The organism is Gordonia sp. NPDC003585 (genome assembly GCF_040610755.1).
GTDB lineage: Bacteria > Actinomycetota > Actinomycetes > Mycobacteriales > Mycobacteriaceae > Gordonia.
The window spans coordinates 49,245-74,536 of record NZ_JBEXMX010000011.1 but is presented as its reverse complement, the minus strand read 5'-3'; the positions used below and the strand labels follow the sequence as shown (position 1 = coordinate 74,536).

General features: G+C 65.6%; 19 protein-coding genes. 6 read left to right on the top strand and 13 right to left on the bottom strand.

The window, feature by feature from the left end; genetic code table 11:
- Positions 1-8: 8 nt before the first annotated feature.
- Complete coding sequence (locus ABZW74_RS04720) at positions 9-1,274, bottom strand: 8-amino-7-oxononanoate synthase (RefSeq protein ID WP_355274394.1); 1,266 nt, start codon at positions 1,272-1,274, stop codon at positions 9-11.
- On the bottom strand, positions 1,271-2,572 hold the full coding sequence (locus ABZW74_RS04715) for an adenosylmethionine--8-amino-7-oxononanoate transaminase (RefSeq protein ID WP_355274391.1): 1,302 nt from the start codon (positions 2,570-2,572) through the stop codon (positions 1,271-1,273). The genes ABZW74_RS04720 and ABZW74_RS04715 overlap by 4 nt, the downstream gene beginning before the upstream one ends.
- 148 nt (positions 2,573-2,720) lie before the next feature.
- Between ABZW74_RS04715 and ABZW74_RS04710 the strand changes: the two genes are divergently transcribed.
- From ABZW74_RS04710 to treY, 4 genes are all read left to right on the top strand, one after another.
- A complete protein-coding gene (locus ABZW74_RS04710) occupies positions 2,721-3,299 on the top strand; it encodes a TetR family transcriptional regulator (protein ID WP_240855913.1) in 579 nt (192 codons plus the stop codon).
- A 126-nt stretch (positions 3,300-3,425) separates the two neighbouring features.
- Entirely contained in the window at positions 3,426-5,621 is a 2,196-nt protein-coding gene (locus ABZW74_RS04705; RefSeq protein ID WP_240855914.1) for an acyltransferase family protein, read from the top strand.
- Between the two features lie 343 nt (positions 5,622-5,964).
- Positions 5,965-8,418: a glycogen debranching protein GlgX gene (gene glgX / locus ABZW74_RS04700; protein WP_240856044.1), complete on the top strand. Its 2,454-nt coding sequence runs from the start codon at positions 5,965-5,967 to the stop codon at positions 8,416-8,418.
- A gap of 3 nt (positions 8,419-8,421) precedes the next feature.
- Entirely contained in the window at positions 8,422-10,746 is a 2,325-nt protein-coding gene (gene treY, locus ABZW74_RS04695; RefSeq protein WP_355274387.1) for a malto-oligosyltrehalose synthase, read from the top strand.
- 46 nt (positions 10,747-10,792) lie between these two features.
- On the opposite strand, the gene ABZW74_RS04690 is transcribed toward treY, so the two are convergent.
- The 9 genes from ABZW74_RS04690 to ABZW74_RS04650 all read right to left on the bottom strand — a co-directional run bounded on the left by ABZW74_RS04690 (position 10,793) and on the right by ABZW74_RS04650 (position 20,307).
- On the bottom strand, positions 10,793-11,752 hold the full coding sequence (locus tag ABZW74_RS04690) for a hypothetical protein (RefSeq protein WP_355274384.1): 960 nt from the start codon (positions 11,750-11,752) through the stop codon (positions 10,793-10,795).
- A 95-nt stretch (positions 11,753-11,847) separates the two neighbouring features.
- The gene (locus ABZW74_RS04685) at positions 11,848-13,020 is read right to left on the bottom strand and encodes an MlaD family protein (protein ID WP_240855925.1); all 1,173 of its coding nucleotides are present in this window, start codon (positions 13,018-13,020) and stop codon (positions 11,848-11,850) included.
- Positions 13,017-14,180: an MlaD family protein gene (locus tag ABZW74_RS04680; protein WP_355274381.1), complete on the bottom strand. Its 1,164-nt coding sequence runs from the start codon at positions 14,178-14,180 to the stop codon at positions 13,017-13,019. The genes ABZW74_RS04685 and ABZW74_RS04680 overlap by 4 nt, the downstream gene beginning before the upstream one ends.
- Positions 14,177-15,286 carry an MCE family protein gene (locus ABZW74_RS04675; protein ID WP_240855940.1) on the bottom strand — a complete coding sequence of 370 codons (1,110 nt, stop codon included), beginning with the start codon at positions 15,284-15,286 and terminating at the stop codon, positions 14,177-14,179. The genes ABZW74_RS04680 and ABZW74_RS04675 overlap by 4 nt, the downstream gene beginning before the upstream one ends.
- Positions 15,280-16,260, bottom strand: coding sequence for an MCE family protein (locus ABZW74_RS04670; protein ID WP_355274377.1), 981 nt, complete (start codon positions 16,258-16,260; stop codon positions 15,280-15,282). Before ABZW74_RS04670 ends, ABZW74_RS04675 begins: the two co-directional genes overlap by 7 nt.
- Positions 16,257-17,291, bottom strand: coding sequence for an MCE family protein (locus ABZW74_RS04665; protein WP_240855944.1), 1,035 nt, complete (start codon positions 17,289-17,291; stop codon positions 16,257-16,259). Before ABZW74_RS04665 ends, ABZW74_RS04670 begins: the two co-directional genes overlap by 4 nt.
- Positions 17,288-18,607, bottom strand: a complete 1,320-nt coding sequence (locus ABZW74_RS04660; RefSeq protein WP_240855945.1) for an MCE family protein — start codon at positions 18,605-18,607, stop codon at positions 17,288-17,290. Before ABZW74_RS04660 ends, ABZW74_RS04665 begins: the two co-directional genes overlap by 4 nt.
- A gap of 7 nt (positions 18,608-18,614) precedes the next feature.
- Complete coding sequence (locus ABZW74_RS04655; RefSeq protein ID WP_240855946.1) at positions 18,615-19,481, bottom strand: ABC transporter permease; 867 nt, start codon at positions 19,479-19,481, stop codon at positions 18,615-18,617.
- Position 19,482: 1 nt separating this feature from the next.
- A complete protein-coding gene (locus tag ABZW74_RS04650; RefSeq protein ID WP_240856046.1) occupies positions 19,483-20,307 on the bottom strand; it encodes an ABC transporter permease in 825 nt (274 codons plus the stop codon).
- Positions 20,308-20,688: 381 nt separating this feature from the next.
- Here ABZW74_RS04650 and treZ point away from each other — a divergent pair, with 381 nt between their 5' ends.
- A complete protein-coding gene (gene treZ / locus ABZW74_RS04645) occupies positions 20,689-22,470 on the top strand; it encodes a malto-oligosyltrehalose trehalohydrolase (RefSeq protein ID WP_355274372.1) in 1,782 nt (593 codons plus the stop codon).
- Here the strand turns inward: treZ and ilvA are convergent.
- A complete protein-coding gene (gene ilvA, locus ABZW74_RS04640; protein ID WP_240855950.1) occupies positions 22,458-23,834 on the bottom strand; it encodes a threonine ammonia-lyase IlvA in 1,377 nt (458 codons plus the stop codon). The genes treZ and ilvA overlap by 13 nt on opposite strands.
- A 165-nt stretch (positions 23,835-23,999) precedes the next feature.
- On the opposite strand from ilvA, the gene ABZW74_RS04635 reads away from it, so the two are divergent.
- Complete coding sequence (locus tag ABZW74_RS04635; RefSeq protein ID WP_240855951.1) at positions 24,000-24,968, top strand: hypothetical protein; 969 nt, start codon at positions 24,000-24,002, stop codon at positions 24,966-24,968.
- 21 nt (positions 24,969-24,989) lie between these two features.
- Here ABZW74_RS04635 and ABZW74_RS04630 read toward each other — a convergent pair whose 3' ends face one another.
- The gene (locus ABZW74_RS04630) at positions 24,990-25,253 is read right to left on the bottom strand and encodes a hypothetical protein (RefSeq protein WP_355274368.1); all 264 of its coding nucleotides are present in this window, start codon (positions 25,251-25,253) and stop codon (positions 24,990-24,992) included.
- Positions 25,254-25,292: the final 39 nt, after the last annotated feature.

Below are 25,292 nucleotides of genomic sequence, written 5' to 3'. Positions count from 1 at the left end.
GCCCGTATTCATCGAACACCGACCTCGCGCAGTGCGGCATCGACGACGTCGGCCACATGATCGACGGTCGCGTGGTCGAGGTCGGCCCGCACGGTGATACGCAGTCGAGAGGTGCCCTCGGGCACCGACGGTGGACGGAAACACCCGATCAGTACGCCGCGATCCCGGCAGGCCGCCGCGGCAGCAACCGCTTGCTTCGGGTCGCCGATGATGATCGAGATGACCGCTGCAGCCGGTTCGGCCGCGCCGCAGCGCTGCGCAAGGCGACGCGCGTTGTCGCCCAGCGTGATCGGAAGGTCGGGGTTCGCGCTCAGCAGGGCGAGTGCCGCACTGGCCGCGCCGACCGCAGCCGGATTGAGCCCGGTGTCGAAGATGAAGGTCCGCGCGCAGTCGATCAGATGCTCGCGTACGGCATGCGTGCCGAGCACCACTCCCCCTTGGGCACCAAGGGATTTCGACATCACCGCGGTGACCACCAGATCCGGCGCGCCGGACAGGCCGGCCTCGGCGACCAGACCCCGACCACCGGGGCCGCGCACCCCGAAGGCATGCGCCTCATCGACCAGCAGCACGGCACCGTGTGCGCGTGCCGCGTCGTACAACTCTGCGACGGGCGCAGGCTCACCGTCGATGCTGTAGACCGAGTCGGTGACGACGAGCGCGCGCTGCTCGTCGCGGTTGGCGAGTGCATCGCGCACCGCTTCATGATCACCGCGATCGACCACGACGACCCGAGCACGGGACAGGCGGCAGCCATCGATCAGCGAGGCATGTGTCCCGGTGTCGCTGACAATCAGGTCACCGCGACCGGCGAGTGCACAGATGGCACCGACATTGGCCAGGTATCCCGACGAAAAGGCCAGCGCTGCATCGAAACCCAGGAAGTCGGCGATCTGGTTCTCGAAGTCGACATGGAGTTGGGTGGTACCGACGACCAGCCTCGACGCCGTCGACCCTGCACCCCATTCGGCCAGGGCGGCCTGCGCACCGGCCACCACGTCGGGATGCGTCGACAGGCCGAGATAGTCGTTGGAGGCTAGGTTGATCAAGCCGTCGGCGGACTGCCGCACATGCGGCTCGCGGTGCAGCCCGGCCGACTTGCGCGCCTCGGCCGCGTCGGCCAGCCAGGCGAGACCCGTGTCGTCGACCGCGGGACGCACGGTCAACGGCCCTTCGAGGCTCGCGGCTAGCGCTCCTCGCACCTCAGGGAGCGGTAGGTGCTCCTCGGCGAGCGGCGAGCGGCGCCCGGACGTGCGGGGGTGAACGGTGGTCATGAGTTTGCTCCCACGGGAATCGGGGTCGAGACGGTCGCTGCCACCGCCGCGCGAACACCGTCGACGACCACCCCGATGTCGTCGGAGGTGCAGACGAACGGCGGCATCACGTAGACGAGATTGCGGAACGGACGCAGCCACGCGCCGGCCTGCACCGCCGCGGACGTCGAGGCGGGCATGTCGACGGGACGGTCGAGTTCGACCACGCCGATCGCGCCGAGGACCCGCACATCGACCACACCGTCGACGTCGGAGAGCGGCGCGAGTCCGGAGCGCAGTTCATGCTCGATTCGCCTCACCTGCTCGCGCCAGGTTCCGTCGGCGAGCAGGTCGATGGAGGCAACCGCAATCGCGCACGCGAGCGGGTTGGCCATGAAGGTCGGGCCGTGAGCGAGTCCGCCGGCCTCCCCGGCGCTGATGACCGCGGCGATCTCATCGGTGCACAGGGTGGCGGCCAGCGACAAATAGCCGCCGGTCAGCGCTTTGCCAACACACATGATGTCGGGTGCGACGCCGGCTTGTTCGGCGGCGAACATCGTCCCGGTGCGACCGAACCCGGTGGCGATCTCGTCGAAGATCAGCAGCACGCCTCGTTCGTCGCAGATGCGACGCAGGTCCGCCAGGTAGCGGGGATCGTGGAAGCGCATCCCGCCGGCACCCTGGACCACCGGCTCGACGATCACGGCAGCGAGCTCATGTGCGTGCCGGGCGATCGCGTCGTCGAGGATCTCGACGTAGCCCTCGCGGTACTCCGACGGGGGCGCGGGCACGAAGATCTGTTCGGCGAGCACATCGGTCCACATCGAGTGCATGCCACCGTCGGGATCGCAGACGCTCATCGGGGTGAATGTGTCGCCGTGATAGCCGCCCCGCCAGGTGAGAAGCCGGGTGCGTCGGGGTTCCCCGCGGCCCCGCCAACACTGCAGGGCCATCTTCGCGGCGACTTCCACCGACACCGACCCGGAGTCGCAGAAGAACACCTTCTGTAGCGGCTCCGGGGTCAATTCCACCAAGCGTTGCGCCAGCTGTGCCGCGGGCTCGTGCGTGAGTCCGCCGAACATGACGTGCGACATCTGTCCCAGCTGCGCGACAGCCGCGGCATCGAGCACCGGATTGCCATAGCCGTGGATTGCGGCCCACCAGGAGCTCATACCGTCGACCACCTCGCGCCCGTCGGCGAGCGTCAGCCGCACCCCGCGCGCCGAGGACACCACCAGCGGTTCGGTGCTCGGCGGCATCGCACCGTAGGGATGCCAGATGTGCTCGGCATCGATACGGGAGATGGTCTGGTGATCCACGGAACATTCCTCATCGAACGGTTTCGGGCTGTGTACGCGTGCCGATGGGCATGAAGGCGGCACGGTTCTGCCTGGACACTGTACAGGCTTCCTGGACGGTGTACAGGCCGGTGCGCACGAACAACCAGCGGCTCACTATCGTGGGGCCGTGAGCAACAGCCGCGCCGATGTCCTGCGAGCCGCCCGCGGCATCCTCGTCGAACACAGCCTCGCGGACCTGTCCATGCGGCGATTGGCCACCGAACTCGGCGTGCGACCCAACGCTCTGTACTGGCATTTCCCGAACAAGCAATCGCTGCTGGCCGCGCTCGCGGACGACATCCTCGATCACGTGGTGATTCCCCCGCCGACGCAGCGCTGGGATGACCGCCTGGCGTCGCTGGCGATCGGGATGCGCGGCGCACTCCTCGCCGTCCCCGACAGCGCCGAGGTCGTGTCGTCGAGCTGGGCGTCGGGCCTCGCCACCAAGGCGATCACCGCCGACATCATCACCGCCGCCCGCGCCGGCGGCCTGCCGATACGGGATGCCGAAGCGGTCACCACGGCGGTCTGCCAGCTCGTCATCGGCCTGACCATCGAAGAACAGACGCGAGCGCAGATGGAACGTCTCGGCGTCATCGAACCGTCCGGGCGCGACTTCGGTGGCGAGTTCACCGACGGGCTCGCAATCATCCTCGACGGCGCCCGCGCGCGGGCCACCAACACCACGCCTGCACCCACTAAGTAAAGAAAAGTAAAGGTCAGCGCCGCGTGTGTCGCTGCGGACCGAGTCGATTTTTCACAGGTTCGACGGGTACATTGCTAGCCGATCCCACCGACCGATCCCCACCGACGAAGGAAGAAAACCGAGCCCTTGGCAGCCCCGACCCGTGTTGAACTCGCGCCGAAGACGAACTCCACGTCAGCGGCGCCGCCGGTCTATCGGACCGATCTCGACGGGCTGCGGGGTATCGCGATCACTCTCGTCGCGTGCTTCCACGTCTGGTTCGGGAAGGTGTCCGGCGGCGTCGACGTCTTCCTGACGCTCTCCGGCTTCTTCTTCGTCGGGTCGCTGCTGCGTCACGCCATTCACAGCCAGGCGCCACACACCACGTTCCGCGACGCGGCCAACCCGTGGCCCCGACTCAAGCGGCTGATCAAACGACTGCTGCCCGCGCTGCTGACCGTACTCATCGCCGTTGCGGTGCTGACGGTGCTGATCCTGCCGCAGGTCCGGTGGTCCAACATCGGCAACGAACTCGTCGCCAGCGCCACCTACTGGCAGAACTGGTATCTGGCCTGGAACTCCCAGGACTATCTCGCCGCGAGCTCGGCCAACAGTCCGCTGCAGCACATCTGGTCGATGTCGATGCAGGGCCAGTTCTTCCTCATCACCCTGCTCACCGCCCTCGGGATCACCGTGGTCATCAAGCTGGTGTCCCGCGTCATCTCGGGTGTCGCCGACCCCCGGGTGATCCGGGTGATCGTCGGCGGATCGGTTCTCCTGGTCGCCCTCGCGTCGTTCTGGTGGGCACACCGCGGACTACAGATCAACCAGCCGTACAACTACTTCGACACGTGGTCGCGACTCTGGGAACCCCTCGCCGGTGGCCTGCTGGCCATCTGGCTGCCACGCTGGCGGATCCCCAATTGGCTGCGCAACGTCGCCACCGCGGTGGCCTTGGCGCTCATCGTGACCTGCGGTTGGTGGATCGTCGGTGTCGAGCAGTACCCAGGTCCGTGGGCGCTGGTACCCGTGGGCGCGACCCTGCTCATCATCTGGGCCGGCGCCACCGATCTACAGCGTCGCCGACCCGACCAGCCCGACGGCACCGAGCCCATGCCGCTACTCAACCGTGCTCTGGCGAGCCGGTGGCCGGTCTGGCTGGGCACCATCGCCTACAGCCTGTACCTGTGGCATTGGCCGCTGCTGATCTTCTACCTGGCCTGGCGTGACAAGCAGCACGCCTCGATCCTCGAGGGCGTCGGGATTCTGGCCGTCTCCATCGGCCTGGCATGGACGACGAAGCGCTTCGTCGAAGATCCGCTCCGTGGTGGCGACCGGTCGAAGTTGACCCGCGGCACCCGGACCGGGCGCAGGCGCCTGATCACGTATGCATCGGTGATGACCAGCATCTTGCTGGTCGGGACGATCGCGGTGGGAGTCGGCATCAAGATGTGGGACCGGCACGTCTCCACCATCACCGTCGACACTGCAAACCTCGACCCGCGCGACTACCCGGGCGCACGCGCGTTGCTCAACAATGCGCCGGTACCGAAACTCGACCCGGTCCCCGAACCGCTCGCCGTCATCAAGGATTTCCCCGAGACCTCGACGGACGGTTTCACCAGCAACTTCCAGGACGGCAGCATCCATGTCGGCGTCTACGGCGATCCGACCGCCAAGCGCACGATCGCCCTGGCCGGCGGCTCGCACGCCGAGATGTGGATCTCCGCGCTCAACCTCATCGGCCAGCGCAATCACTTCAAGGTGACCACCTACATCAAGATGGGTTGCCCGCTGTCCACCAATCCGGTTCCGCGCCAGCAGGGTGAGCCGTACCCGCAGTGCTACGAGTGGGGTCAACGCGTCATCGCCGAGATCATCAAGGCGAAACCCGATGCGGTGCTCACGAACTCGACACGCCCGCGGGACTATGAGAACGGCGACTGGACGCCACCGGACTACGTGCCGATCTTCGATCAGTTCATCGCGGGCGGTGTGCCCGTGCTCGGCATGCGTGATACTCCGTGGCCGATCCGGTCACGGATCGACACCCCCATCTGCCTCAACGACGGCGGGACCGCAGAGAGCTGCGGCACCAAGCGGTCTGTTTCGATGTCGCCGACCGACCCGGCTCTCGCGCTGACCGCGACCCGTCCCGACTTCCACCCACTCGACCTCACGAACGGCATCTGCACGGCCGATTTCTGCCCGGCCATCGTGGGCAACATCATCGTCTACAAGGACCCGCACCACCTGAGCGCGACCTACATCCGCAGCCTCGCCGACGAACTCGAGCGGCAGATGAGGATCCAGTTGCCGTGGATCGGTCAGCCGACCCGGTGACCTGGGAAAACTGATCGACGAAAGTGGCGCAGGCCACTTTGGCGCGCAAAGGCGGCTTTCGAGATGAAGGCTTGGCACAACGCGGCTAGTGTCGTTCCATGACCTCAGGAAGGTGGGTATGACCGTACCGCCAACCACCGGCGACCAGCCCCCGTCAGCCGCCGATGCACCCGGAACCCCACCGGTTCCCCAAGCCCCCACTGGTGACGTGCCGACTGCGCAATCCGGCTCGGAACCCACCCCCAGCGACGCGCCGGGTGCGGCTTCGACCGACACCACCACGGCCGCGCCACTGAGCAACGACGACGCCACCTCGGCACCCGTCACCTTGCCGTCGACTCCGATGCAGGCCGACGCCCTGGTGGAGCCCGAACCGGCACCGATCCCGGTCTGGCCGGGTACCGCGTTCCCTCTGGGCGCCACCTACGACGGTGTCGGCACCAACTTCTCGCTCTTCTCCGAAGTCGCCGAAGCGGTGGAACTGTGCCTCATCGACCGCGACGGTCGCGAACGCCGTATCCGCCTCGAAGAGGTCGACGGCTACATCTGGCACTGCTACCTGCCCAACGTCGGGCCGGGCCAGTTCTACGGCTTCCGCGTCCATGGACCCTACGATCCGGCACGTGGACTGCGTTGCGACGCAAGCAAATTGCTGCTCGACCCCTACGGCAAGGCATTTCACGGGGACTTCGACGGAGACGCGTCCCTGTTCTCCTATCCCCTACCCGACAAGGCTCCCGCTGAGCCACCTTCGGATGAGTCGCCGGTCGATGTCGAGCCTGACGAGGTCGCCGCCGTGTCGGCGGAGTCCACCCCGGTCGAAGCCGAAGCGGTGAGCGCGACGACGGCCGACGCAGGGTCTGCGCCGGAGGTCGTGGACTCGCCGGACACCCAAGCCGTCACCGACGCCGAGGGCGCCGGCGACGAGGTTCCTCTCGATCCGACGCCGCCGGACACAGTCGAGGCCCAGACTGCGCAGGCGGAGGAGACTTCGGACGAGACTCAATCGGAGACAACCGATTCGGATTCGAGTAGCTCGATGCCGCAGCTCGATTCGCTCGGGCACACGATGGTGTCGGTGGTGATCAACCCGTTCTTCGACTGGCAGAACGACCGGTCACCCAAGCGTTCGTATCACAAGACGGTCATCTACGAGGCCCACGTCAAGGGCATGACCGCGACTCATCCCGATATTCCGGAACGGCTTCGCGGCACCTACGCCGGCCTGTGTCATCCGGTGATCATCGAGCACCTGAAGTCCCTCGGCGTGACCGCGATCGAGCTGATGCCGGTCCACCAGTTCATGCAGGACTTCGTGTTGCGTGACCAGGGACTGCGAAACTACTGGGGTTACAACACCTTCGGCTTCTTGGCGCCGCACCTGGAGTACGCATCCAACCCCGAACAGCCCGCCAGCGCGGTCACCGAGTTCAAGGCCATGGTCCGCGAGTTCCACAACGCGGGAATCGAAGTCATTCTCGACGTGGTGTACAACCACACGGCCGAGGGCAATCATCTCGGTCCGACGGTCTGTTTCCGCGGCATCGACAACGCCGCCTACTACCGCCTGGTCGACGGACAACCCGAGATGTACATGGATTACACCGGGACGGGCAATAGCCTCAACGGTCGGCATCCTCACACGCTGCAGCTCATCATGGATTCGCTGCGGTACTGGGTGCTGGAGATGCACGTCGACGGGTTCCGTTTCGACCTTGCTTCGACCCTGGCCCGCGAACTCCACGACGTCGACCGTCTGTCTGCGTTCTTCGATCTGGTGCAACAGGATCCGGTGGTCAGTCAGGTCAAGCTGATCGCCGAGCCATGGGATATCGGTGAGGGCGGATACCAGGTCGGCAACTTCCCGCCGCTGTGGACCGAGTGGAACGGAAAGTACCGCGACACGGTTCGGGATTACTGGCGTGGCGAACCGGCCACCCTGGGCGAGTTCGCTTCTCGCCTCACCGGGTCGTCGGACCTCTACGAGGCGACCGGTCGCCGACCGCTGGCCAGCATCAACTTCGTCATCGCCCACGACGGATTCACGTTGCGAGACCTGGTGTCGTACAACGAGAAACACAACGCGGCCAACGGCGAGGACAACCGCGACGGCGAGAGCCACAACCGGTCATGGAACTGCGGCGTCGAAGGGCCCACCGATGATCCGGAGGTACTCGCCCTACGCGCCCGCCAGCAACGCAACATCCTGGCGACCCTGTTCTTGTCGCAGGGCACGCCGATGCTCGCACACGGCGACGAGATCGGCCGAACCCAACAGGGCAACAACAACGTCTACTGCCAGGACTCCGAACTGGCGTGGATGGATTGGTCTCTCGCGGAGAAGAACTCGGATCTTCTCGAGTTCACCCGCAAGGCCATCGCGCTGCGCACCAAACACCCGGTATTCCGTCGTCGGCGCTTCTTTGAGGGCAAGCCCATCCGATGGGGCCATGACACCCTGGACATCGTGTGGTTGACACCCTCGGGCGAAGCGATGACGACCGACGATTGGGGCAGCGGCTTCGGCAAGAGTCTTGCCGTGTTCCTCAACGGCGCGGGCATCGGTGAGAAGGACGAGCGCGGCGAGGCCATCGTCGACGACAGCTTCATGATCTGCTTCAACGCCCACTACGAGGACATCGACTTCCGCATGCCGACCGATCAGTTGGCGCTGGAGTGGGAGGGCGTGCTGAACACGACGCACCCGACGGGCGACTCGGACGTGGTGGCCGCCAAGTGCGGGAGCACGGTGACCATCGGCGCGAGATCGCTACTCGTGCTGCGCAAGACGCGCTGATCGATGACCACAGGGGGCAGTGACCACCGTCGGGAGCCACACGCGACCTATCGTGTGCAGTTGCATGCGGACTTCGGATTCGCCCAGGCTGCAGGGATTCTCGACCACCTGCGCGAGCTGGGTGTCAGCCATCTCTACCTGTCGCCCATCGGACGTGCCGCCGAAGGCTCGACCCACGGGTACGACTGGCTGCCCCCACCGGCGGTCGCACCGGTCCTCGGTGGCATCTACGGACTACGCGAATTGCGTGCGGACGCAGCAGAACGCGATATCGGCGTCATCATCGACATCGTGCCGAACCACACCGGCGTCGCCGATGCACTGGCCAACCCGTGGTTCGCCGATCTCCTCGCCAACGGGGCACGTTCGCCCTACGCCAAATACTTCGACGTTGATTTCTCCGCCGACAACGGCGCCGACGGTGCCATCGCGCTGCCCGTCGTCGCCGCCGACGGTGACCTGTCACCACTCGAGGTCGATGACGACGGGCATCTCTGCTACTACGACCACCGGTTCCCCATCGCGGCCGGGACTCTCGGTGGGACACCGCAAGAAGTGCACAGTCGCCAGCATTACCGGCTGGTGCCGTGGAACAGCGGACTCATCGGCTATCGCCGCTTCTTCACCGTCAACGAACTCGCCGGCCTGTGTCAGGAAGACCCGACCGTCTATTCCGCCACCCACGCCTGGCTGCGCGAGCTCATCGACGAAGACCTCATCGACGGTGTGCGCGTTGACCATCCGGACGGTCTCTGGGATCCCCAGGGCTACCTCCGGCAGCTCCGCGCCGACGTCGGCGACCACCGGTTGATCTACGTCGAGAAGATCCTCGCCCCCGACGAACCCTTGGAACCGACTCTGCCGGTGGAGGGCACCACCGGCTACGACCAGATGCGGGTGATCGACGCCCTGTTCGTGGCACCGTCGGGAGTCATCGAACTCGCGGAGGTCCACGAACGCGTCACCGGCGTGCCCGGCGACTCGCACTGGATCGAATCCACCGAGCGCGAACGCAAACTCGCGACCCTCGAGAACTCCTTCCCCACCGAACACCGTCGGCTCGTGCGTGCGCTGACCCATTCGGACCCCGACGTCGACCCGTCCCTCATGGCCGAGGCCAGCGCCGAACTGATCGCGGATCTCGGGGTATATCGAGCCGACTATCCGACGTTGCGCACTCGCCTCGTCGACACCGCAGCGGAGATCGCGCGCCGTCGGCCGGCGCTCGCAGAGTCCCTCGATCTGATCGTTCGCCGCACGGCGTCGCCCGGCGCGGCGACGTCGCGACTCGCCCAGACGTGTGGCGCGGTCACCGCAAAGAGCGTGGAGGACAGCCTCTTCTACCGCACGGCGCGGTTGGTCTCGGCCCAGGAGGTCGGCGGCGATCCGGCCAACCCGGCAATGAGTCTGGCCGCCTTCCACTCGCACAATGCGACCCGTGCGGCCGAATGGCCGTTGGCGATGACCGCGTCGTCGACGCACGACACCAAGCGCGGCGAAGACGTTCGTGCGCGTATCGCTCTGCTCGCCCAGGTGCCCGAGCGCTGGTCGCTGGCAGTGGACCGCATTTGGCGGGCGACCTCGATACCCGATTCGCTCAGCTGCTACTTCCTGCTGCAGAACATCTTCGGGGTGTGGCCGCTCGACGGTCGAGTCTCCGACGCATTGCGGTCCCGCCTGTACGACTATGCGCAGAAGGCGATGCGGGAAGCGGGTCTGCGAACGACGTGGACAGAAGTCGACGAGCAGTTCGAAACCGCCATCCGCGACTGGATCGACGACGTCACCACCGGACCCATCGCCGACATCCTGACCGGGCTGGTGTCGCGAGTATCCGACTCCTGGAAGCAGGAAGCGTTGGCCCGCAAGGCCATTGCCATTCTCGGCCCCGGCTTCCCAGACATCTACCAGGGCACCGAATGGTGGGACGACTCACTGGTCGACCCCGACAACCGCCGACCGGTCGATTTCACCCAGCCGAGTGACCATCCGAAAACCGCTGTTGTGCGTGCGGGATTGCGTCTACGCGCCGATCACGCGGCCGCCTTCGGTTCCGAAGGAACCTACCGATCTCTGACGGCCGCCGGCCCCGCCGCCGACCATGCCATCGCCTTCTCCCGCGGCGACGGCCGGGTGGCACGGGTCGTGCTCATCACGGCCCGCTTCACCCACAGCCTCCGTGCCGACAGCGCCCGCGCCACCGCGATCACGCTGCCCACCGGCCGCTGGCGCAACGCGTTGAGCGGTGAGATCCACACGGACGCCGTCGATCTCGCCACCGCTCGGGCACGAGGCCCGGTGGCCATGCTGGAACTGCTGGACACCTGAACCTTGGATCCGTGAAGGGAGCGGAGGTGGCTCGGTCCGCAATCGGCTAGCCCCCGGGAGCGGGCGCCGGGGCCGGGGTGGGTGTGGGAGACGGAGCGGGCGTCGGAGTTCCGTTCGGCGGAACTCGGGTCCCGTCGCCGAATAACACACCCGTGTCGGGCGCAGTGCCGAGCTTGGAGACCAGCCACTCGCCATCCACCTTCTCGAGGTTGATCAGGTAGAAGAACGTCGCCTTCTGCGGCGTCGCGGCCATCGCACCGGAGGCGGTGACTTCCACCTGCAGCAGCGTCGTGGCAGTGTCGGAGGTGAACTGTTCGACCGTGGCGAGTTTGATGTTGGCCGACGCGTCGGTCACCTTGATGTCGCGGGTCTGCTGCTCGGTCGCGGTGCGCTCACGCGCCAGCGTCTCCTTGAACTCACCGGTGCTCAACGGACCGAGTCGATCCTTGTACTGGTCGGCCGCGTTTGCCGGCATCGTCGCCACGAGTTCGTTGATGAAGTGCTTCGACGCGGCGATGCTGTCGTCGAAGGCGGCCAAACGCTCGTTCTTCTCGTGCAGTCGCCAACCGAGGAAGCCGATGCAGGCGAGCAACGCGACCACGGCCAGCACTGCCGCGGCGCGGAGTAGCCCGCTTCTGCTGACGGTGAGCGTGAACTCCTTCTTGGCCCCGTCCTTCACGCCGTCCGACTTCACCTGCGCAGGCTTGGTCTTGCGCTCGACCGGCACCGTATCGGCGGTATCGATGACCTCCGTGTCATCAGCGCCTGAGTCCTCGGCGTTCGAATCCTCGGCCTTTGATTCCTTGGCGGCCGATTCGTCGGCGTCATCCGCCGACGTGGAGACGGAAACCGACCCCTGCGACCGCCGACGGGATTTGCCCGTCGGGGTGCGTGGAGCAGTTGCCTCTTCTTCGACGGTGACGTTCTCGGCGTCGTCCACCGTCGTGAAGTCGTCGGTCACGTTGTTGTCGGCCACTGTGTCATCGGTCTTGTCAAGATCGGTCATCTGAAGTCATTTCCTAGCGCACCGCAGATGGGCGTCGTCGCAGGGCGACACCCATGTCGGCGTGGTGTCGAACTCATGCTCGTGCGAGCAGAGAATCACTTGTCCATCGGCACGGTACGTGCGTTCGGGTCGTATCCCGGCGGCGGTCCGGCGGTGTCGTCACCCGGGGGTCGGGGTGCGTTGGCCGAGCCACGGATCTGCTGGTTCGGATCCTCCGTCACACAGTACAGATTGACCGGCACCGCGAGTTCGAGCACCTGCGTCGGTCGACGCGGAGTCACCGGGTAGTTGCAGGCCGGGCGTGGAAACACCGAACCGAACGCCCACCATGCCCCGCCGTGGAACATTGCGAGGCTCTTGACACTGGCGTCCCGGATCGACGGCAGCAGGTTGGCGATGGCCGGCGCGCGCAGAGCACCCTGACGGGCGATGTCGAGAACCTGTTTGAGTACGTCGGCCAGCGGGTCGTTCAGCTGGTTGAGTGAACCCGTCAGACTCGTGAGCTGTGTGGGCCCACGGTTCAGGAGGGTGCGGATCTCTTTGTCCGACGCGACCGTCGCGTTGATGACCGCACTGATCGAGGCCACCGTGGTGCCGAAATCTGGCTGGATCCCGGCGGTGGTCTTGAGGATCGTGCCCGAATCCTGGATGAGCTTGGTGGTCTGCGGGAGAACACGGTACAGGCTCGCGAAAATTGTTCCGCCCGAGGCGAACAGCGCGTCGAGCTGGTTGTTGCCGTCGTCGCTGCCGAGCGCGACGTCGAGGTTCTCGATCACCGAGCGAAGCTTCACCGGGTCGATCTGTTCGATGACGCCCAGCGACGATTCGAGCAAATCCGGGAAGGGTGCGGTGACGTGTGTCTGGTTCGCATTGATGGTGTCACCGTCCTCGAAATACGGACCGTCGGCGGTCGGCGGCTGGAAGTCGACGTACTGTTCGCCTGCGGCCGACAGACCCAGCGCGGCCACCATGGCGTTGCGGTTGATCTTCACGTCCTCGTCGATCGAGACCTTCACCTCGACCGAGTTCGGCTGCACCTGAATGCTGTCCACATCGCCGATCTGGGAACCCCGCAACGTCACCCGCGAGGTGTCCTGCAACCCGCCCGAGATCGGGAAGTTGATCGTCAGGTGATATTTGCCGGTGAGTGGCTCCCAGCGCAGGATTCCGAACGCGAGGTAGGCCAGACCGACAACCATCACCATCACCAGGGCGAGGTTGCCCAGGATGACCGAGTGTTTCTTGAGGAAGGCCAGCATTGCGGTCATCCGCAGCACCCCTTTGTCCCGGTCAGTCGCGCCAACAGCCTGGTGAGGGTTTGTTGCAGCGCGGCCGAACCCGCATCCACGTCGCCGAGTTCCGGTAGGCGGCTTGCGGAGTCGAAGCCGACACCCGGATTGAGCCAGTAGACCTTGGCCGACAGCGCTGCCGCGCTGCCCTGGGTCGTCTTTGCCCACCTCGGCACCAGGATGTGCAGGTTGTCGGCGAGAGATCCCAGCGTGGGGGCCGCCTGCTGCAAGCCGATGACGACAGTGTTCAGATGCCCGATCAGTTCCACCAGGTTGTTCCCGTTGGAGTTGAGGAAGTCGTTGGTCGCCGCAGTGACCTGTTGCGTCTTGTTCAGCGTCGTCAGCACGGACCCGATCTGCGAGTTCACCGCATTCACGGCCGGCCCGATCTTGTTGATGGAGGCCATGATCTGCGCGCGTCCAGCGGCCAGCTGAGCGGTGAGCACCCGCGTGTTGGCCATCGCCCGGTCGACCTCGCCGGCGTTCAGGTTGAACTTCCGGATGGCGGTGGTGAGCCCTTCGATGGAGTCGTTGAGTTCGTTGGGATGGGGCGACACCGCAGCACTCAACTCGGTGAGAATGACCGTCAACGAGTTCAGCGAACCGCTGTCGACCACACCGCTGACGCTGATCAGGAGATCCTCGACGGTTGCCGCGGCCGACGTCGGGCCGGTGAGGGTGTCACCGTCGGACAGATACCCCGTCGGCTGGCCGGGTGGCGGCAAGAGCGCCACGAACACATCGCCGAGCGGCGTGGCCTGGCGCAGCTCCGCGCCGGTGCCGACCGGCAGCTTGGTTGCCTTGCTGACATCCATCTTGACGATGGCCTTGTAGTCCTTCACCGAGATGTCGGTGACCTGGCCGACGTCGGTGCCGTTCAACTTCACCTTGGCCCGGGTCGGGAGGTTGAGCGCGTTGTCGAAGTTCGCGGTGAGTTCGATGGCCTCACCGATTCCGCCCGGTGCCGGCAACGGGATCTGTTCGACGGTGAGCCCGGGAAGCACCCCGCATCCGGTGAGGGTCATGAGACCGGCGACCACCACGGCCAGCAGTCCCACCCGACGGCGAGTCGACGGACGGCGAGATTCTCCGCGCGAGGCGCGCGGACGGTCCAGTGCAGTGCGGGTGACTGTTCTCATTTCGCCAACTCCAACAGTGCGGAGTAGATGCCCAGGTCGGGTCCGAAGTCCTTCAACTTGCCTGTCCTGCAGCCGTCCTTCTGGAGGTTGATGGTCTCGCAGAACTTGGCGAGCAGTTCGTTGTCGAGCAACGACTTGTCGAGCAACACCTGGGCACGCCAGGCGCCCTGCTCTGCGGACACCGAGTTGCTGAGGTTCTGGAACAGCAACGGTCCCAGGTCGATGGTCTCGACCACCTGCCGTGAGTAGTCACCGAGATTCGCTGCGAGTGCCGCGAGCCGTCCGAGCGAACCGCTGATGGTCCCGGTGTTGTTCTGCAGGAAGACCGTCGTGTTCTGCAGGGCGGTGTTGAGATCGCCGAGCGTGGCGACGAGGCCCGGTGACTGCGCCCGAAGCATGGTCGCGACACCGTTGATCGAGTTCGAGAACTCCAGCATTTTCGGATAGTTGGCAACCAGAGTCGTCGTCAGGCCCTGAATCGTCTTCACCAGATCCATCAGGACGTTGCTGTTGCCGGACACGACCTCCGATGCAGAACCCAACTCGTTCAACGCATCTCGAATGGCCTGCCCGTTACCCGACGCGATTCCCGAGGTGATGTCGATCATGTCGGCAAGCGGTCCAGCTCCGTTGCCGTCGCCACCGAGCGCGACCACCAGGTGATCGAGTGAATCGAACAGCTCGCCGACCGACACCGGCGCCTTGGTCTGCTTGAGGACCGCACCATCCTCGAGTTTGGGCCCACCGCTGTAGGCCGGACTCAGTTCGACGTGGCGGGTCGTCACGATCGACGTGTTCACGATCGCCGCGGTCGCGTCGGCCGGTACCGGCACGTCCTTGTCGATGGTGAACGTGACCTTGACACGATTGCCCTGGGGTTCCACCGACGTCACCTGTCCGACCGGCATCCCGAGGACCGCGACGTCGTTGCTCTTGTACAGCCCGGCCACGTTGTCGAAGTAGGCGGTCACCTCGATCGCCTGGCCGAAGGTCTTCTGCCAGCTCGCCGGGATGAACGAGCATCCGGACAGCCCGACCACGCCCAGCAGCGCAAGGCCGACGAGCCACACCGACCGTTTGAGATTCACCTTCTGCGCGTTCAGCATCCGTCCACCACCCGTGCCAGGCACAGCCAGTTGTCCGGGAAGATGCCCCAGGGCAGGTAGCTGTTCGCGTACGGACCGTCACCGATGACGTTGTTGGTCAGTCGTGCGGTGACCGGCAGGATCTCGAGGATCTTGCGCAAGTTCTTCCGGTTCTTCTCCAGGCCCTGCGAGACCGTGTTCAGGTTCGTCATGATGGGCGCGAACTGGTTGGCATTCTCGCCGGCGACGGCCTTGGCCTGCTCGGACAGCGCCGCGATACCGTCGAGCATCCGGGTCACCAATGCCTCACGCGCGGTGATCTTCTGGGCGAGTTGCCGGCCCTGGCCGACGATGATCGCCAGTTGCGCCTGGTTGTCGGTCACGATCCCCGTCACCGTCTGGGTGTCGGCCAGCAGTTGGTTGATCTGGTCTTTGCGGTTGGTGATGACCTTGGACATCGCCGTCAGGGCGTCGATGGTCGGCTTGGTGATCGCCGGCGCACCGGCCAGTTGCTTGTTCAGCGTCCGGATGCTCTGACTGAGGCTGTCGCTGTTCAGGTCGTTCAGGATCGGGGCACCGGCCTCGATGGTGCGCTGCAGATCGTAGGGGACGCGCGTCTGCTCGATCTTGCCGTCCGGGGCGGGCTCGCTGGAGTCGCCGAGCGACAGATCGATGTAGCGCTGGCCCAGCAGCGTCGACATCTTGATCTCCGCCGACCCGTTGGCGGTGACGTCCACATCCTGATCGACCTTCATGGTGATGGTGATGTGGTTGCCTTCGAGTTCGGTGTCGGTGACCTCCCCCTTGTCGATTCCGGCAACGCGCACCTTGTCGCCCGGTCGGATGCCGCCGGCCTGCGCGAAGTCACCCGTGTACGTCTTCTTGCCCAGGTGCGCGTTCGCGAGCGCAGTCACCCCGAGTAGGAGCGCGACGATGACGACGGCGCCGATGAGCCCGTACCAAAGTCGTTTGTTGTTGCGGAAGTGGTTCTTCATCGGCACACCACCGAGTGCTTGGTGCCGCCGATCTTGTTGATCAGCCCGGGTGGCAGGAGTACGTCGCCGATCGCGATGTCGAGGTCACACGCGTAGATGTTCAGGTAAGAACCCTCTCCGAGGACGAGCGGGAAGTGCCCGAGGAAGATGGGCAGGTCGACCGCCAGCTGATCCAGTTTTGCGCCCTCGCCGATCAGGGTGTTGGTGGCCACTCGCGCATTCGTGGCCGCCGATGCCAGATCGGCCCGACTCTGGCTGAGGACGTTCGCGAAACCGGTGGCGGTGTTGCCGATGTCGGTGACCGCCCGGCCGAAGGTCGCCGAGTTCTTGTTGAGGTTCTCGATGATGGTGCCCAGACTCGAGATCACCGTGCCGACCTGGCCGCCCTGGCGAGCGAGGTCGCGCATCACGCCACTGAGGTTGTCGATGATCGCGCCGATCACCGCATCGCGGTTCGCGGTGTCGTCGGCCAGCTTGCCCACCTGCGCGATCGTGTAGCTCAGGGACACGTCGCTGCCTTGGAACGCGTCGATCAGACCCTGCGACAGCGCGTTGACCTGCTCGGCGTCGAGCGTCTCGAACACCGGCTGGAAACCGGCGAGGAGTTTGGTCACGTCAAAGGAGTCCTCGGACGGCAACTTGAGTGTCGAACCCGCGGGGAGTGGCTGGGACGCGACCGCCTTGTCCAGCGTGAGATTGAGGTAACGCTGCCCGATGAGGTTCTGGTACCGGATGGCCGCCTTGGTGTTGGTGTACATCGGCTGGCTGTCCTGGACCTCGAAGCTCACCTTCGCGCGACCATCGTCGAGGACGATCTCGTCGACTCGGCCGACCCGGACTCCGGCCATCCGGACGTCGTCGCCGGTGGCCAGGCCCGAGGCGTCGGTGAAGTAGGTCGTGTAGGTGTTCGTCGGTCCCGACACCGACCGCTCCAGCGTGGAGAAGATGATGTAGGTGAGCAGCAATGCCACCACGCCGAAGATCAAGAACCCGAACAGCGGCTTGCGGATTGACGCCTTCCCCGAGCTCATCGTCCCCCTCCCGGTGTCTGTGCGGTGGTCGGGCGTGCCTCGACGCTTTGCACGAGCGGCCCCAACATCAAGGCGTCGGCAGCGTTCGGCTTACGACGGAGCGCCTGGCCCAGCGTCCGGGCATCGTCGCCCGTGGTCACCATGCCCGCGGGCGAATTGCGCCGCATGCCGTCGGACGGATAGATCATCAGCGGACCCGAACTCGTCGGCCCGGTCCCGGTTCCCGGTCCCACACAGCCCGGCCCGCGTGTCTGGCCATATGGCCCGCCGTTGTACACGGGGCAGTTCTGCCGCGTATATCGCTGGAAGGCGCCGAAGCTGACGCCGATGTTGAGTTGGGCATGCCCGTTGACACCGGTGAACACCGTGAGCACCTTGGCGGCGAGAGTATTGAGCGCGCTGAGTGCCTCGGGCAGTGAATTGGGTTCGAGCACAGCCGCACCGACCATGCGGTTGAGGTCGGTGACCAGACGCTTGCCGCCGTCACCGTTGCGCGCGAACAGAACCTGGGTCTGGTCGAGGATGCCCTGCCCAGCCGACAGCAGCGCCGCGAGATCCTGCTGCTTTTCCGCGATCGTCATCGCCGGGATGACACTGCGGCCCAAGGCGTCCAACAGTTGAGGCGTCGACTGCGCCAATCCCTGGACAGCGTTGTTGAAGTTGTCGAAGCCCGACGGTGCGCCAGGCGGGAACTGCGCGTTGATCGTCTTGAAATAGGTGTCGAGCACGCCGACGAATGAACCGAACACCGCACCGCCGCCCTTGAGCGCGTCGGAAAGCGTTCCGAGGAAGCTGGCCAGTTGCTCCGGCGGTATGGCCTTCAGCAGGGTCCGCAGTTCGTTCTGCGCGTCCTGCAGCCGAATGGTCGGCAGCGACGTATCGGCCGGAATCTGTGCACCGTCGCTGATGCGGGCGGTCCCCGGATCTGCGGGTGGGATCAGTTCCACCGAGTTCACGCCGAACAGGTTGGACGGCACGGTTCGGGCCGTCACGTTCGCCGGGATGCCCTCGGCCTGTTGAGGCTCGAGATCAATGTCGACGAGCTTGAGCTGCGCCGTCCCGGTGGCATCGGAATCGTCGAGCTCGATCGTCTTCACCGATCCCACGATCAGACCGTTGTAGCGGACGTCCGCGCCGGGGAGAAGACCATCGCCCACGTCGTTGAGTTTCGCGGTGACCGGAACCGTCGAGCTGAACACACCCTGATAGCGCATGGTCAGCAGGACCGCGATGATCAGCATCACGATCAGGAAGGCGACGCCGCGCAGCACGTACTGCAGGAGCGAGGGATTACGTCCGTCGGTTGCGATGTTCATGAGTCCCCTACCCCGAGATCTTGATTCCGGGCGAGGTGCCCCAGAACACCAGCGTCATGATCAGGTTGGCGAACACGATGACGATGATCGCGAGTCGGATGGCATGTCCGGCGGCCACACCCACGCCTTCGGGACCGCCCGAGGCGAAGTAGCCGTAATAGCACTGGATGAACGTCGTCAGCAGCACGAACACGATCACCTTCAAGAAGGAGAAGACCATGTCCCAGGACACGAGGAACTGACTGAAGTAGTACAAATAGGTCCCGGCACCCTGACCGCTCTGGAACTGGAACATCACCTGGCAGGCGATGTAATTGGCGGCCAGCGACACCGAGTAGAGCGGGACGATCGCGAGCACCGCGGCGAGCATCCGCGTGGTCACGAGGTACGGGAGCGGGCGGATCGCGATGGCCTCGAGCGCGTCGATCTCCTCGGCGATGCGCATCGAACCGAGCTGAGCGGTGAACCGGCAACCCGACTGTGCGGTGAAGGCCGTCGCCGCGAGCAGCGGCGCGATCTCGCGTGTTGTCGCGAACGCGGACAGGCCGCCGGTGACCGGCGCCATGCCCAGCAGGTTGAGGGCGGTATATGCCTCGATGCCGACCGTCGCACCGCCCATGATGCCGAGGATCACCATGACGCCGACGGTGCCGCCACCCACCACGATCGCGCCGTTGCCCCAGGCCACATCGGAGAGCAGGCGCCAGACCTCTTGGCTGTAGTGCCGGAAAGCCAGGGGTACGGCGCCGATCGAACGAACCAGGAAGGTGATGAGGTGCCCCATCGCAGCGAGCGCGTTGCGCGGACCGCGGTACAGCGATTTGGCCGCCTCGACCGGCCGCAGCGCGGGGGGTATATACCGAGAAGCAGTCACGTCACACCACCTTTGCCGGGACGAGGATCGCGAAGAGCTGGGTCAGGATGACGTTCACCGTGAACAGCAGCAGCACCGAGTTCACGACCGCCGCGTTCACGGAGTTCGCCACACCGGCCGGACCGCCCTTGGTGGACAGCCCGCGGTCGCAGGCGACGATCGCCACGATCGCACCGAATATCACCGCTTTACCCAGCGCGAACAACAAGTCCGACGTCGAGGCGAAAGACGCAAAGGTGCCCGTATAACTGCCGGGCGTACCGCCCTGGAAGTAGACGTTGAAGGCGTAGCCGGTGATGAAGCCGACGAAACAGACGAAACCGCAGAGCAGGAAACTGACCACCATCGTCGCCAGAAGACGGGGTGAGATGAGCCGCTCGATCGGGTTGACGCCCATCACTCGCATCGCGTCGATCTCGTCGCGGATGGTGCGCGAGCCGAGGTCGGCGGCAATGGCCGATCCGACCGCGCCGGCGAGAAGCAGGGAGGTGACCAGGGGCGCACCTTGCCGGATGACACCCAGACCGGTCGCGGCACCGGAGAACGACGTCGCACCGATCTGTCCGGCGATGTTCGACACCTGGATCGAGACAATCACGCCGATCGGAATTGCGACGAGCAGCGTCGGGAACACCGAGGTGCTGGCCATGAAGGCGCACTGACGGATGAACTCACCAAACGGGAACCGACGCTTGAAGATGTCCACGAACAGCGTCTTGAACACCTCGATGAACATCCCCAACTGACGACCGAAGGTGTCGAAGGATGCCACCACGTGGCCGTTGAACCACGACCGAAGCACCCCAGGCCCCCGCCGTGAATCCACTTCCTCGTCGTCGGAGGTGGTTGTGTTTGTGCTCAATCCCTACCCTTGCGTCCGAAAAAATCCGTACCGATGGTTCGCAGCCGTGTCGATGGTCAGGTGACCTCGAAATCGAATATGAAACATGCCCCCCGGGCAGGTGCGTGGGTAATATACCTCGCTTCGTCGGTGTGCTGTGCCTCGCCTCACAAGTTCGCCGGTCTGCGCCCCGGTTCCGTTCGACATACCTTGTGTCAGGTGACCGATTCGGAAAAGGCCGCCGACCACGATGTGACGCGCAATACATCTGGTGACGATTGCACCATAACTGGGACGGTCGACCAGCGCTCGCAAAACCCCCCCTTTTCGGCGTCGGCGAGTCGCTTTCACAGCCCACGGAGTCTCATGGACCTGCGGGTCTGGGCACCCGACGCCTCATCTGTCCAACTCGAGACCGGCAGCGACTCTCCCGCCGGTCCAATCCGGGTATCGATGACGGCGGGATCGGGCGGATGGTGGACCGTGCCGGAGTCTGCCGTCGAACTCGTCGAATCAGACGGTCCGGGGGCGCGGTACAGCTTCGTCATCGACGGCGCCGATCCTCACCCCGACCCCAGATCGGTCCGGCTACCCGACGGCGTGCACGCACCCTCGGCCCTGTTCAGGGTCGACGACACGCTGTGGACCGACGACGACTGGCCGGGGCGTGGGGTCCATGGCTCGGTGATCTATGAACTTCACCTCGGAACCTTCACTCCCGACGGCACCCTGGACTCGGCGCTCGAGCGTCTCGACCACCTCGTCGATCTCGGAGTCGACTTCGTGGAGCTGATGCCGGTCAACGCGTTCAACGGCGTCTACAACTGGGGCTACGACGGCGTTGCGTGGTACGCGGTGCAGGAGGCCTACGGCGGGCCGGGCGCCCTGGCCCGATTCGTCGACCGCTGTCATGCGCGCGGCCTGGGCGTGATCCTCGATGTCGTCTACAACCATCTGGGCCCGTCGGGCAACTATCTGCCCGAGTTCGGCCCCTACCTCACCGAGGGCACCAACAGTTGGGGATCGTCGCTCAATCTGTCCGAGCCGGACTCCGACGAGGTACGGGCGTACATCGTCGACACCGCGCTGCGCTGGTTCCACGAGTTCCACGTCGACGGACTGCGCCTCGACGCCGTACACGCTCTGATCGACCACCGGGCTGTGCACATCCTCGAAGACCTCGCGACGGCCACGGATGCGTTGTCGGCCGAACTCGGCCGACCGCTGTCGTTGATCGCCGAGAGCGACCTCAACGATCCGCGGATGATCCTGCCCCGGACGGTCGGCGGCCACGGCTTGGCGGCGCAATGGGACGACGACATCCACCACGCCATCCACACCGCGGTCTCGGGCGAACGCCAGGGCTATTACGCCGACTTCGGAAGCTTCGAGTGCCTCGCGAAAGTGTTGCGCGGCGGCTTCTTCCACGACGGCACGTACTCGTCGTTCCGGCGTCGGGGTCATGGGCGGCCGATTCCCACCGAGCAGGTGTCGGCGTCAGCGTTGGTCGCCTACACGTGTAATCACGACCAGATCGGCAACCGCGCCATCGGCGACCGACCAGGCTTCTACCTCGACGACGGCCAGCTGGCGATCAAGGCCGCACTGGTCCTGCTCGCCCCCTTCACACCGATGTTGTTCATGGGCGAGGAATGGGCCGCGAGCACACCGTTCGCCTTCTTCACCTCTCATCCCGAACCCGAACTGGGCGAAGCAGTGCGGACCGGCCGACGCGGAGAGTTTGCCGAACATGGTTGGGACACCGAGGATGTCCCCGACCCGCAGGACCCTGCGACCTTCGAGGCGTCGAAGCTCCACTGGTCCGAACTCGACGACCCGGCCCACTCGAGGGTACTCGACTTCTACCGCGCGCTCATCGCACTGCGGAAATCCCAACCGGAACTCGGTGCCGAATCGTTCGATTCGGTCGACGTCACCTACGACGCGGAGGCCCGCTGGTTCGCGATGCACCGCGGCTCATGGTCGGTGGTCGGGATATTCGGCGAGAACGAGACGGCCGTACCGATCGCGCTCGACGTCGAACTGTCCTGGGAACCCGTGACGCCCAACGACTCCGGCTTCGCCTCCCCCGGCCACAACGTGGTCGTCGGGCGACGGACCGAGGCGAATGGAGATCAGGTCAGGTAGTCGTAGGCGGGTGTTCCCGGTTCGAGTCGCTCGCAGCTCAGACGCGAGTGCGACATCCGGTCCATCAGTTCCGGCAGCCCGTCGGGCGAGCCGAGTTCGACGCCGACGAGCGCGGCGCCGGTCTCGCGGTTGTTGCGTTTCACGTATTCGAACAGCGTGATGTCGTCGTCGGGCCCGAGCACCTCGTCGAGGAAGCGCCGCAGCGCGCCGGGTTCCTGCGGGAAGTCGACGAGGAAGTAATGCTTGAGTCCCCGATGGACAAGTGAGCGCTCGATGATCTCGCCGTAGCGCGACACGTCGTTGTTGCCACCGGAAACCAGGCTCACGACGCTCGCACCGGCCGGTAGTTGCAGCCGCGACAGCGCGGCGGTGGCCAGCGCGCCGGCGGGTTCGGCGATGATGCCTTCGTTCTGATAGAGCTCGAGCATGGCCGAGCAGATCGCACCCTCGTCCACGTGGGTGATGTGCGTCGTCCCGGGTCCCACCTCGATCGGACCATCGGGCAGCACTTGCGTCGATGCGTTCACCGGAACCTCGGCGAGTGTCGGGTGGTCACTCACCGACGACGCCATCGCCGAGAGCACGCCGTGCCCGATCGAGCCGATGCGCTTGACCGCTGCGCCGTCGACGAACGGATCGATGGTCGGCAGGGTGTATGGCCCGCCGTAGACCAGGGCAGCGGTCAGCGACACCGCGCCGGTGGGTTCGACACCGATGATCGCGACGTCGGGGCGTCGGGCGCGAAGGTATGTCGCGATGCCGGCCAGACATCCGCCACCACCCACGGGCGCGACCACGACGTCGGGAACCTCGCCGAGTTGGTCAACGAATTCGTGCGCGATCGTGCCCTGCCCCGCCGCTGTTCGCGGGTCGTCGAAGGCGTGAATCCAGGTGGCGCCCGTCCGCAGCACATCGGCCTGAGCAGCCGCCGCGGCCGCGTCGTAGGTGTCGCCGACCGCCAGCAACTCGACGAATTCGCCACCATGCCAACGGATTCGGTCGCACTTCTGCTTTGGCGTGGTGGTCGGCACGTAGATCCGACCATGTACCGCCATGGTGCGGCACGCGAACGCCACCCCCTGCGCATGATTGCCTGCGCTGGCGGCAACCACTCCCCTGGCCAGTTCGGGCTGGGTCAGCTGGGCCATCACATTGAACGCACCGCGAATCTTGTACGAGCGAACCGTCTGCAGATCTTCCCGCTTGAGATAGACCTGCGCTCCGACATCCGAGGAGATGCGTGGGCAGGCTTCCAACGGGGTGCGGGCGATCGCGGGCTCGATGCGGCGCGACGCCGCCTCGATCGCCTCGGCGGTCAACGCCGGTTCGGACACCATCGCGGATTGGGTACTCACGACGTCCATGGTCTCACTGCGTGGTCGAGCCCGACGAATCGCGGTATCGCGACAAAGTCCGGCGCCTACACTGGCAACGGTCATGGGTTCTTGTCGGCGACTGAAGACCGCGGCGCCACCGAAGCCCGTCACGGACCAGCAACTTCGGGTCCACCCGACAACGCTTGGAGTGTCATGACACACCGGCCCACCTCCCTTCGCACACGTCTCGGAGCCATTCTCGCGGGCGTCACGGTGACCGCAGGTCTCGCCGCCGCAGTCGTTTCGGCGCCCGCATCGGCCGCGCCCTGTCCCGGCGCCACACCACCACGACTCGTGGGCAGCGTCCCGGGAGCCGCCCTCGAAGGGCTCACCGTCGACGCCGGCGGACGGCTCTACACCACAGATCTGTTCAGTGGCCGCGTCTATCGGCTCGACCGGCCCGGCGCACCGGCGATCCCGATCGCCCGCGTACCCGGCGGAAGCGGAGCCGGCGCGCTCGCCTGGACTCCCGGCGGCACGCTGCTCGTCGGATATGGAGCCGACCCCCGTGTGATCGTCGGCGACACCCTGCGACACGCCGGCATCGCGCGACTCAACATCACCGATCTCGCGATCCGCCCCTGGGTGGGCGGCCTGTCCGCGGCCAATGGCATGGACGTCTCGGCGCGCGGAACCGTGTACGCCACCAACGACTTCGGCAACCTGATCGGCCGAGTGTTCCCGAACGGATTCGTGCAGGCCGGGTGGGCGACATTTCCCAGCGCCAACGGTGCAGTTCTGAGCCGCGACGATCGCTGGCTCTACGTGTCACGCACCTTCGTCAACCCCGGCGTCAGCCGCATCTCGACAACGAATCCGCGAGTGGTGCAGAGCCTGCTGTCGGTCGGCGGCAACGCGACACCCGACGGCCTCACCCTCGACGCGCGCGGCCGTCCGATCGTCCCGTTCAATGCTGCTGGTGAGGTCGTCCGGATCACCTCACCGGGTCGCTATTGCGTACTCGCGTCAGGAATGCCGCTGTCGAGCGTCGTCAGCTACGGACGCGGCGATCGCGGCTTCTCGTCTGGACGACTGTTCCGCGCAGGCTTCGACGGTCGGATCTACGAGATTCCGGGCGGGTTCAGCGCAGGCGCTACGGCGGCGATACCCGCCACCCGCTGACCGGGCGCGGAATTTGGGGTGCTACTCCGACGGTCGGAACCGGACGGCCAACGCTGCGACGGCGGGAAGTCGGGTGCCCCACCAGACGGCCAGGACGGCAAGAGCGGTCACCCACATCGTGGCCTGACCCGATTGCGTCACGATCAGGGTCATGAGTGCCGCGACAATACCCACGACGACGGCAGCCACCTTGTGAAACGGCCACTGCACGCCGGCAACATTCACGGTGGGCGCATCGCCACGACGTCCGACGACCGGATTCACGATCTGGATGAGCGTGGTCATCGACGTCTCCTTGGATGCGGCGGGCTAGAACACCACTGT